This window comes from Microcystis sp. (assembly GCF_048564745.1).
GTDB classification, from domain to species: Bacteria; Cyanobacteriota; Cyanobacteriia; order Cyanobacteriales; family Microcystaceae; genus Microcystis; species Microcystis ichthyoblabe_A.
Genome location: NZ_JBLZRT010000023.1, coordinates 1 through 9,590 on the forward strand (window position 1 = coordinate 1; position 9,590 = coordinate 9,590).

A 9,590-nucleotide genomic window follows, 5' to 3' on the forward strand; every position below is an offset into this window, starting at 1 on the left:
TCTTGGCTGTTTATATTTTAACCAATAAATTGCTGTATTGCAAGCATAGTGAGCTTTTAAAGATAAATTATTGTTTTATTGGTCAGCAATAATTGTCTGTTTTTTATTTAATTTTACATGACAAGTTCGGAAGAGCCAAAATTATTGAATCAACATAACAATAGAAAATGGTGATTTTTTCCGCCTATCTAAAGATTATGGGTTAACTTAACAGTTGCAGAATGCCAAGAATTAAATTTTCAATATTCCATCAAAAGGGAACAAGTTTTTAACCGTTTCATAGCCTCCGTATTATTATAGCAAAGAGCGGGGTGGTTAGGACAATCAATCGCTGAAACCCTTGACCGATAAGAGTTTGAAAATTGAAAGCGTCCTAACTAACTCGTTCTATACCATAGAAGAAAGACGAGCAGGTAATACCATTTCTCTAAATGAAAACTACACATCGAATTTAAGTCACCCTTTTTAAGGGGGATTTAGGAGGATTAAACTTCTGTAGTCAGACTTTGGAGAATTGGTATAATATTCCTGCTTGGCAAGGAATTAGGATTGTAAGAGAAAGAATTTAATAGCGATATTAATCCTTTAAAAGACAGTATTTTTTTGAAAATGCTCTCATTTCATCAACTCAATAACCAATCTAGATGCTCCTGTAAACATTGCTTGAGGTCGTAGCGTTGCTTGATAGTTTCCCTAGCATTTAAACGCAGATTTTGCCAACCCTGGGGATAATTTAACACTTCATCGACGCGATCGGCTATTTGTTGAGGAGAAAAGAAATCCACTAATAAACCATTTTCCCCATCGGTAATTAATTCTCGCACGGGGGGAGTATCGGAACCAATCACGACGCAACCCATGGCCATAGCCTCTAACATTGACCAAGACAGCACAAAAGGACGGGTAAGATAGATATGGGCTGCCGATGCCTGTAAAACCTGTTTATATTGACCGTAGGGCAGAGAACCGGTAAAATGCACCCGGGATAAATCTAAAGAAAGGCTTTCTAACATCAATTGTTTATAGGTTTTGCCGTCCGGTAGAGTTTTTCCATAAGCGACTCGATCCTCCCCGACAATCACCACATGACAGTTAGGCCGACGGGCTAAAATTAGGGAAACAGCCGTCATAAATTGGGGAAAACCGCGATAGGGTTCCATTCCCCGGGTTGCATAGGTGACAATCTCCTTAACACCGGATAAATCTAAACCTATCTCTGGAATGACTAACTGCACATCGGGACGGGGACAGAAATAGTCTGTATCGATGCCATCGTGTAAAACCGTCAGTTTCGAGTGAAATTCGCTGGGAAATTGTTGTTTTTGCCAGATAGTCGGCGATAAACCTCGATCGCAACTGACCATATCGATGAGGATCGTCGCATTTTTAATTCTAATCCGGGCTTCGGCATCAGCATTGAGGGGATCCGCCGGATCAAAATCAGCATCGGAACCATGGGCATGATAAAACCATTCAAAATAGGCTAAAAACTTAGTTTTCGGGAAAATATCCTTGATAAATAGACCCGGCCCCCAGCCAGAATGTGCATAGACAATATCGGGATAAAAACCTTGATTTTTCAGTTGTTGGCAAACAGCATAAACCGCTTGACCTTGTAAAACCGCACTTTCGAGGGGACGGACATAATGATGGGTTTGGGGAGAAACAGCGCGACTTTCCTTGTAAATAAATTTTTTTACCCCCGCTATCTCTCCCTCTTGCCTGGTAGTGCCGAAAATCACTTGATTTCCGGGGTCTTGAGCCAAAACCGTGATTAAATGGCGAAATTGGGCGGGAAAATTGGAATGAAGGAATAAAAATTTCATTGCGAGTAAAGGTTTAGAAAAAGCGATCGCTAATCGTACATTGTCCCTGAAAACGGAGCAGATGATCGCATAATACCAAAGCCATCATCGCTTCTACCATTGGGACGGCCCGGGGTAAAACGCAAGGATCGTGTCTTCCTTTGGCTGCCAGGGTGGTTTCTTCCCCGCTGCGCGTCACGGTTTTTTGTTCTTTACCGATAGTTGCGGTGGGTTTAAAAGCGATGCGGATAATAATATTTTCACCGTTACTGATTCCCCCTTGGATACCCCCCGAACGATTGCTCGTGGTGCGAATTTCCCCGTTATCATCGATAAAATACTCGTCATTGTGTTCGCTGCCGGTTAAGAAGGTTCCCGCAAATCCCGATCCGATTTCAAATCCCTTACTCGCGGGTAAGGACATCATCCCTTTAGCTAAATCGGCTTCTAGCTTATCAAAAACGGGTTCTCCTAGACCTTTCGGCACATTTCTGGCTACACATTCCACCACACCGCCGATCGAGTCCTTATTCAGGCGAATTTGGTCGATCAGGGCGATCATTTGGGCGGCCGTTTCCCCGTTGGGACAACGCACTATATTACTTTCCACCTCGTCGAGGGTGACGGTGTTGGGGTCGATGATTGCCTCAATATCTTTAATTCGCTTCACATAGCCGATAATCTCGACATTATAGATAGATTTAAGGATTTTTTTGGCGATCGCTGCTGCTGCCACCCGGCCGATGGTTTCTCGGGCCGAAGATCTGCCTCCTCCTTTCCAGTTGCGAATGCCGTATTTTGCTTCGTAGGTGGCATCCGCATGGGAAGGTCGGAATTTCTCGGCCATTTCGTTGTAATCTTGCGAGCGAGCATCCTGATTCCGCACTAAAATAGCGATCGGTGTACCGAGGGTTTTGCCCTCAAAAACGCCCGAAATTATCTCACAAATGTCATTTTCCCGACGCGGGGTCACGATTCTGCTTTGTCCCGGTTTGCGACGGTCTAAATCGATTTGAATCTCCTCTTCGGAAATTTCTAAGCGCGGGGGACAACCATCGATAACCACTCCTACCCCACCCCCGTGAGATTCTCCAAAAGTGGAAACCCGAAATAGTCGTCCGAAAGTGTTACCCATAATCTCAATATCTATTAAGCCTCAAGGTTTTATTGTACCTGAACGGTTATCAGTGATCAGTGATCAGTGATCAGTTATCAGTGATCAGATGTTAGTTTTTAGTGGACAGTCTTAAGTAGAAAATTGCCGTTTTTTTGTCACTGATGCCATTTTTCAAAAGTAATCGCAGAGATGGTTAATTTCCCTTACCCCCACAACCAAAGGGAGAGGGGAGTAAAATGCCGGCTCTCTTATTCTTTGTGTGATAAGTTTAACTTATATAAGACCGATCAATCTTTGTGTCCTTTGTGTCTTTGTGGTTCGTTCCATTTGCTCGCCAGCAGAACTGTATTTTAGAATACATTTTACCCACCAAACCCAAGAGAGTAAAATGCCTGCTACGAATAAAGGAAAATACTATGATTACTGTTTACTGATCACTGTTCACTGATAACTGAAAGGTCTCCTGTCTTCAGGTTAATATCCCAAAAAAAGGCTATTCTTTACTTTGTATTCCTCGGCGAAAATTTGATGACTTCTTTGTTAGTTCACACATACCCTTCTCTTGTCAAGGGTATTTTAATTAAACGTTACAAACGCTTTTTTGCCGATATACAACTGGACAACGGAGAATTAACTACGGCCCATTGCGCTAATACCGGACCAATGACGGATGTATGCGTAGAAGGTCAACCGGTTTATCTTTCTCGCAGTGATAACCCGAAGCGAAAATTAGCTTATACCTGGGAGATGATTCAACTGGGGGAGACTTGGGTGGGAGTTAATACCAATCTTCCTAATCAGGTGGTGAAAAATGCCCTGTTGCAAGGAGTTTTTCCCGATTTGGTCAAAAATGACACCGAGGTGCGATCGGAAGTGGCCTACGGTCAAAATAACGGCAGTAGAATTGATTTTCTGTTGACCCATGGGGATAATTCCCTCACCTATATCGAGGTTAAAAATACCACTTGGAATCAGGGAGAAACGGCACTTTTTCCCGATACTGTCACCACGCGAGGACAGAAGCATTTACAGGAATTAATGGCTTTATTGCCGGCAGCGGAGGCGATTATGCTCTACTTTATTAATCGGGGTGATTGTGACCGGTTTGCTCCGGGGGATAGTAAAGATGCTAAATATGGGCAGTTATTACGTCAAGCAGTGGCTAAAGGAGTCAAGGTTTTACCCTGTCGCTTCCAAGTGACACCCACGGGAATTTATTATTTAGGTTTAGCAGAATTGCAACTGTGAAACCAGTGGTTTAGATGGGCCAGCTTTTGACAAAATCCCCCAGACCGCAACTGACCTTGAAAAGCTTAGAGACACAGTTACCTGTGCCTCTAATGGGGATTTTGTCGATACATATTTGGGGTAATTTGTCAAGGTTTTTGATAACTAATTCCGTGGCGCATTTTCTCTAATTTCTGTTGCACCTGAGCATCGAGAGAATGGAATAAAAAACGCCCTTTGGGACTTTGAGAAGAACTCTGGGATTTTCTCAGACGACGACCGGTTAAATCCACCTCGATTTCCAGACGTTGAGCGGAAATCCACTGGGCCCCATAACCCATAACGGTCATTTTTTGGGCATTATCAGAGGTAGCGACGATAATCCGTCCGATAGCTGGGGCGCGATCGTGCCAAAAATCGGCGCAGGTTTTCTCTATATAGGTGTCGGCGGTTTGAGCGTGGGCGGTAAAATAAACCGATAAATGGTTAGTGTAGCGTTCCTGGCTGCCAGGGGTATCTTGAAGGTAGGAATCGAAGACGATTTGGGTTTGATAACCCTGATGGTGGGTGTAACCGATTAGGGTTTCAATTAACTTGTCTCGCGCCGGTTCGAGACCGTGGCGATCGCTGATTTTTTTCAGGGACGGCCAAGCACCGATGACGTTGTAGCCGTCAACCAGCAGAAGGGAACGATCAGAAGAATTAACCATGGCTTTGAGAGTAATTGGTGTAGCATTAAGGGCAGTTCTAAAAAACAGCATCCTAATGATATTAACAAAAATTTAGGATTCTCCCGCCGCACTTGCCAATAATCTCGCTTTTAATTCTAGGGCATTTCCCCGATCCGTTACCTTGCCCCCCTCTAACAAAAATGCCCCATCGCTGTAATCCAATTCCTCCAGGCGATGCGTCACCCAAAGGGCCGTAATACCTCGGTTTTTGACCAAGTTCTGCACTTGAGAGACTAATTCTATTTGGGTATCCCCATCCAAAAGGGCGGTGGGTTCATCAAAGAGCAAAACCTCGCAATGACGAGCTAAAGCCCCCGCAATGGCGATTCTTTGCTTTTGTCCGCCACTGAGAGCATAGATCGGTCGTTTTTCCATTTCTAATAAATTCACCGCCCCTAGGGATTCCCGCACCCGGGCCCGAATTGCCGGCGTGGATAAACCCTCGGATACCAACCCAAAGGCCACATCTGCCCCCACTGTTGGCATAACTAACTGATGGTCGGGATTTTGAAAAACAAAACCGAGGGGGTTAGGTATCTCTATTTCCCCGCGACTAGGTTTTAATAATCCCGCTAAGAGCCGCAGCAGGGTTGATTTACCGCTGCCATTTGTCCCCAACAACATCCAAAATTCTCCTCTGGGAACTTGCAAAGAGCAGCCATTTAATACTGATTTCCCATTCGGCCAGCTAAACCAGAGGTCTTTTACTTTTATAGTCATGAATTATCAGTTATCAGTTATCAGTTATCAGTTAAGCTAAGACTTATTTAGGGCTTGCTGAATAAATGTGAAATGTAGGCAAGATAGGGGTTTTGTGGCTTTTCTTGCTCCCACAGGTACAAGATTTTGAGAGAATCGTGCTTCCAAACCTTGCGTCTTCATCGGCCTGAGTCCTGTAGGGGCGAAGCATTCGGGCAATAACCTATCGATGAAACCGTAGATTTTCTATCCGAATGCTTCGCCCGTACTTTTTGCCGCAAACCCTATTTAAACCACTTATTCTTAATGATCAGCCGAATCTCCTCCAATCCCTTTACTGTTGCCTCTTGCAAGAGTGCCTCTTGCCTCGTCTCAACAAGCAATTTAAATTATGAACAGCTTATCAGTTATCAGTTTTGAGTTTTGAGTTTTCAGTGGAAAGTGTTATGTAGGCGGTTGCCGTTTTCTTTTCACTGATTACTGGTTACTGCTCACTGATAACTGATTCAAGAACTATTCTGTGGCTAAAGCGACAAACCCCGGCGCTCTACCAGTGGAGGCAGCCCCGGATTTTTGTGACACAATCACCGCACTGATCTGATCGCTCAAAACCGCCACCTTTTTATCGGTTTGTTTTTCGCAGGTTAATTCTAATAATTCGGGATTTGGCGATCGCATAGCGTTAATAATTGTTTGATACAAAGCGTCTGCTCCCGCTTCTTCCTTGCGCTGCACGGAAATGGGGATGGGGGACAGTTTCAGGGTAATATCGATCGAATACATAGTTTAGCGTTCCCTTCCAAAAAACAAGTCAAAAACCATTGTATAGCAGGGCTTGGGTGTTGGGGTTTTAGGGTATTAGTGATCAGATGTGGGTTTTCAGTTCACTGATTGCTGTTCACTGTGGGGATAACCCTAGCATCATAACCGATTAACTCTCGGCAGTTGCTGTGCAGAGGCGTTGTTAGCTGGCAATCACTTGCTTGAATGAATGAGCATGGTGCGTTCCCCAAAAATCTATCGGTGCAGCAGTAGGAGTTGCATCAGGGAACGCACCCTACAGCTACCCCAAGCCAACTTACGCATCGATTAAATCATGTTCTTGTGTTTTACCTGCTTGATATTCTGCGATCGTTTCTTGCAAATGTTGAGCATTAGCTGGAGAGCTTAAGAGATAAACTGTTTCCATCAGACTGTCATAATAACTTTTAGACATGATAACAACATCTTCTGTATCTCCTCTGACAATGACAGTACAGTTTTTATCATTGGCTACTGTATCTATTACAGATTTAAAGTTTTTTCGGGCTTCACTAAAGTTGACAATGTTGACGCTCATCAGAGTTGTACATGGTTAAGCACAATTGTCATTATAGTTCTGTCTAAATCTGGTTGGCAAAACCCAAAGGCTTCGGGGAACGCACCCTAAAGATGCGATCGCTTGCTCAAAGTCCATAATCTTGGTGCGTTCCCAGGAATTTATTGGCGGAGTAATTAGGAGTTGTCGTGGGGAACGCACCCTACAGCTTTGTTAGTCAACTCCAACCATGTAACTGGAACCATCCAGCCCGACTGAGAGTATCTTTGCCATAATTCCGGTTAGCAGTGAAGAAATCAACATCTCCGTGATCGCGCAAAGCTCTTAGGGCATTTCCAAGTCCAGAATTGTATGCAGCTAAAGCGGCACGGATAAGCTCTTTGCCTTGCAAATTAGTCTTGCGTTGCATAAAAGCTCGGTTGTCAGCAAGGACTTGACAGCCAAAGAGAATGTTCTCTCTGGGATCTTTCCACTTACCAGTAGAGATAAACTGAGGAAAAGCACGGTCATCAATTTGCATCAGTCCCCGACCGTGACCAAAATCTCCCGTACCAGAAGGGCCAGGTGGATTTAAGAGTAATCCCCAGTGAGATTCTCGCGAACCAATGCCCGCAATAACAGCAATGGGAAAGCCCTGTTGGTTAGCTCCTTCTTCAATAAAAGCTCTGAACTGTTGAGCGGCTTCTAATTGTCTGAGCATGGAAGCATCATTGCGAGCAATCGTCGTGGTAAATACAAGTTCAAGATTGGGAGGTTGCTCGTCTGATAACGCTGCCCAAGTCAGCGGACCGACAATTCCATCATCATCCAAACCACGAGAGCGTTGAAATTGTTTGACAGCCATTTCGGTTGCCTGTCCAAAGAAGCCATCAATAACGACAGCAATTCCTTTGGCATTGAGCAGTTCTTGCAGTTCCATCACTTCGTCTCGAAGTTGAGGAGAAGTATGGTCAAATCCGTCAAATAAACGTAAGGTTGGACCGATCATTGTGCAAATTCTCCTTGCATTTTGTTTTTTGCTAGTTTTCAGGATTATTGAAGTCAGTTTGCCTTTAGGAAGATGAGAGTCCCAACGCCGCAAGCGTGGCAGGTCCAACGATGCCATCAACCGGTTGCAATTGTTTCTGTTGTTGAAATGCTTTAACTGCTTCTTCTGTCTTTGGACCAAAGAAACCATCAACTGTTAACTGGAAGCCATTGCGGACTAATGCTTGCTGAACTTGGCGCACGTCATCTCCTTCCAGAAGTGGGCGCGTGAGTTGCAATAAGCGATCTCCTAGTTCAACGCTACCCCCACCATTAACCCCTGTGTCCAGAGTCGGACCATTAGCAAAGCCATTAGCAGGAGATTTACCGAGACGAGCGGCGGTATTTGGACCCCACTGCCCATCCTCTGCAATCCTGTCATTGGGATTGTTTTGATTCCACAGTTGCTGGAACGCCAGGATAGCAGTTGAGCGGATGTCACGAACCCCAGCACCTTTAAAGTCAAAATGAACCGGATCTGATGGACCTAGCCACTTCCAGCCCTGAGCTTCTAGGAAAGGTCGCCAGCCTGCATGATCTTCAATATCGAGAGCTAATCCACTTTGATGGTTGCTCTTTCCTGGCTCAGCAGCGATAGTAATGCCACATCGATTCGCCTGAGCTTGTTGAAAAAGAAGTAGTTGTTGGGCAATAGTCCGATAAGCGGAGTTGACAATCAGAGTCTGGCCTCGATTGGCAACTGCCCGATCTAGGGCGCGTTTAGCCGCTGGTTGTAAGAATGGCCAAACTGCTTGTCCAAGCCTGATCTTGGGGGAAGAAAAATCAACTAAAGCACCTGAGACAAGTCGATTCATTTGAGCAATGAGTTGCCGATCTAGTCCCCTAACCACTGTCGTGGAACAGCTTGTAGTCCCAGCTTGCGTTACTGTCACCATAAATTTCTTCCTGAGCGAGGGATTCTTAGTTCAACAAGTCCACTTAAGCTAAGGGACTTGCGCTTTGATAATGCACCATTTAGGGCTGGTCTGATTCTTCTACAGAGCGATTGTCTGGCTGGGATATCATTCCTACGCAAGTCCCTAAATACCTGGCGATGTTTAGCTTAAATGGTGGTTCTTTTATCCTACTATCCCACTTCCATCGGTCTAACACCCCTTAATAAGACTTAATAGCGCACTGTGGGGTTTAATCACCTCAATTTAGGCATAATTACCGCACAGAGGGGTCTAGCATTCCACTCAAGACGTGAAGACGACAATACCAAGCAATTGAGGCGGCATATCTCCCCATCTCCCCAAATCCCCCCGCAACGCGCACGAAGTGGTCTCCTCCCGCAACGGCTCGACTGAGCTTCGCCGAACGTCGCCCAGCAAGCGGTCTCCCCGAAAAAATTTTAGATTTTCTTAAGATCGACCTAAAAAATATTGGTCATTTTTCCCAATATAGTGTAAGTTAAGAAAAGTAAAGATTTCTCACAATTCTTCAACACATCTGCTCGCCTGCTCGGATAGATGGAGAAGAGAGGGCGGAATCTTAGCAATAATATACATTTTTCGGAGAAAACCCCCATGACCATTGCTGTCGGACGCGCCCCAGAAAGAGGGCTGTTTGATGCTCTCGATGACTGGCTCAAAAGAGACCGTTTCGTCTTCATCGGTTGGTCTGGTTTACTACTCTTCCCCTGCGCCTTCATGGCCCTAGGTGGA

The 9,590-nt window shown here is 44.9% G+C and carries 10 protein-coding genes and 1 pseudogene; 3 read left to right on the top strand and 8 right to left on the bottom strand.

Features of this window, described 5'->3' with window-relative positions; translation table 11 throughout:
• Nucleotides 1-623: 623 nt before the first annotated feature.
• Entirely contained in the window at nucleotides 624-1,826 is a 1,203-nt protein-coding gene (locus ACOCD9_RS03635) for a glycosyltransferase family 4 protein (RefSeq protein ID WP_419546397.1), read from the bottom strand.
• Between the two features lie 13 nt (nucleotides 1,827-1,839).
• Nucleotides 1,840-2,940: a chorismate synthase gene (gene aroC / locus ACOCD9_RS03640; RefSeq protein WP_419546399.1), complete on the bottom strand. Its 1,101-nt coding sequence runs from the start codon at nucleotides 2,938-2,940 to the stop codon at nucleotides 1,840-1,842.
• Between the two features lie 241 nt (nucleotides 2,941-3,181).
• Here aroC and ACOCD9_RS03645 point away from each other — a divergent pair, with 241 nt between their 5' ends.
• Complete coding sequence (locus ACOCD9_RS03645; protein WP_071839390.1) at nucleotides 3,182-3,370, top strand: hypothetical protein; 189 nt, start codon at nucleotides 3,182-3,184, stop codon at nucleotides 3,368-3,370.
• A gap of 80 nt (nucleotides 3,371-3,450) precedes the next feature.
• Nucleotides 3,451-4,170 carry a DNA/RNA nuclease SfsA gene (gene sfsA / locus ACOCD9_RS03650; protein WP_419546401.1) on the top strand — a complete coding sequence of 240 codons (720 nt, stop codon included), beginning with the start codon at nucleotides 3,451-3,453 and terminating at the stop codon, nucleotides 4,168-4,170.
• 128 nt (nucleotides 4,171-4,298) lie between these two features.
• Here the strand turns inward: sfsA and ACOCD9_RS03655 are convergent, their stop codons facing one another.
• From ACOCD9_RS03655 to ACOCD9_RS03680, 6 genes are all read right to left on the bottom strand, one after another.
• The gene (locus ACOCD9_RS03655; protein ID WP_061432916.1) at nucleotides 4,299-4,910 is read right to left on the bottom strand and encodes an NYN domain-containing protein; all 612 of its coding nucleotides are present in this window, start codon (nucleotides 4,908-4,910) and stop codon (nucleotides 4,299-4,301) included.
• 21 nt (nucleotides 4,911-4,931) lie between these two features.
• Nucleotides 4,932-5,600: an energy-coupling factor ABC transporter ATP-binding protein gene (locus tag ACOCD9_RS03660; protein WP_419546403.1), complete on the bottom strand. Its 669-nt coding sequence runs from the start codon at nucleotides 5,598-5,600 to the stop codon at nucleotides 4,932-4,934.
• Between the two features lie 492 nt (nucleotides 5,601-6,092).
• The gene (locus tag ACOCD9_RS03665) at nucleotides 6,093-6,362 is read right to left on the bottom strand and encodes a hypothetical protein (protein ID WP_008204619.1); all 270 of its coding nucleotides are present in this window, start codon (nucleotides 6,360-6,362) and stop codon (nucleotides 6,093-6,095) included.
• Nucleotides 6,363-6,657: 295 nt separating this feature from the next.
• Complete coding sequence (locus ACOCD9_RS03670) at nucleotides 6,658-6,918, bottom strand: type II toxin-antitoxin system Phd/YefM family antitoxin (RefSeq protein WP_419546406.1); 261 nt, start codon at nucleotides 6,916-6,918, stop codon at nucleotides 6,658-6,660.
• A 196-nt stretch (nucleotides 6,919-7,114) separates the two neighbouring features.
• The gene (locus tag ACOCD9_RS03675; protein WP_419546408.1) at nucleotides 7,115-7,885 is read right to left on the bottom strand and encodes a peptidoglycan-binding protein; all 771 of its coding nucleotides are present in this window, start codon (nucleotides 7,883-7,885) and stop codon (nucleotides 7,115-7,117) included.
• 64 nt (nucleotides 7,886-7,949) lie between these two features.
• A complete protein-coding gene (locus tag ACOCD9_RS03680) occupies nucleotides 7,950-8,738 on the bottom strand; it encodes a peptidoglycan-binding protein (protein ID WP_149979734.1) in 789 nt (262 codons plus the stop codon).
• A 714-nt stretch (nucleotides 8,739-9,452) separates the two neighbouring features.
• Here ACOCD9_RS03680 and ACOCD9_RS03685 point away from each other — a divergent pair.
• Nucleotides 9,453-9,590 (top strand): annotated as a pseudogene (locus ACOCD9_RS03685) (photosystem II D2 protein (photosystem q(a) protein)); the annotation flags it as partial.

What these genes read in the sequence shown, in the direction of transcription:
- ACOCD9_RS03675 (WP_419546408.1), bottom strand. Translation starts at nt 7,885, where the DNA reads ATGATCGGTCCAACCTTACGTTTATTTGACGGATTTGACCATACTTCT.
- ACOCD9_RS03660 (WP_419546403.1), bottom strand. Translation starts at nt 5,600, where the DNA reads ATGACTATAAAAGTAAAAGACCTCTGGTTTAGCTGGCCGAATGGGAAA.
- sfsA (WP_419546401.1), top strand. Translation starts at nt 3,451, where the DNA reads ATGACTTCTTTGTTAGTTCACACATACCCTTCTCTTGTCAAGGGTATT.
- ACOCD9_RS03665 (WP_008204619.1), bottom strand. Translation starts at nt 6,362, where the DNA reads ATGTATTCGATCGATATTACCCTGAAACTGTCCCCCATCCCCATTTCC.
- ACOCD9_RS03680 (WP_149979734.1), bottom strand. Translation starts at nt 8,738, where the DNA reads ATGAATCGACTTGTCTCAGGTGCTTTAGTTGATTTTTCTTCCCCCAAG.
- ACOCD9_RS03670 (WP_419546406.1), bottom strand. Translation starts at nt 6,918, where the DNA reads ATGAGCGTCAACATTGTCAACTTTAGTGAAGCCCGAAAAAACTTTAAA.
- ACOCD9_RS03635 (WP_419546397.1), bottom strand. Translation starts at nt 1,826, where the DNA reads ATGAAATTTTTATTCCTTCATTCCAATTTTCCCGCCCAATTTCGCCAT.
- ACOCD9_RS03655 (WP_061432916.1), bottom strand. Translation starts at nt 4,910, where the DNA reads ATGCTGTTTTTTAGAACTGCCCTTAATGCTACACCAATTACTCTCAAA.
- aroC (WP_419546399.1), bottom strand. Translation starts at nt 2,940, where the DNA reads ATGGGTAACACTTTCGGACGACTATTTCGGGTTTCCACTTTTGGAGAA.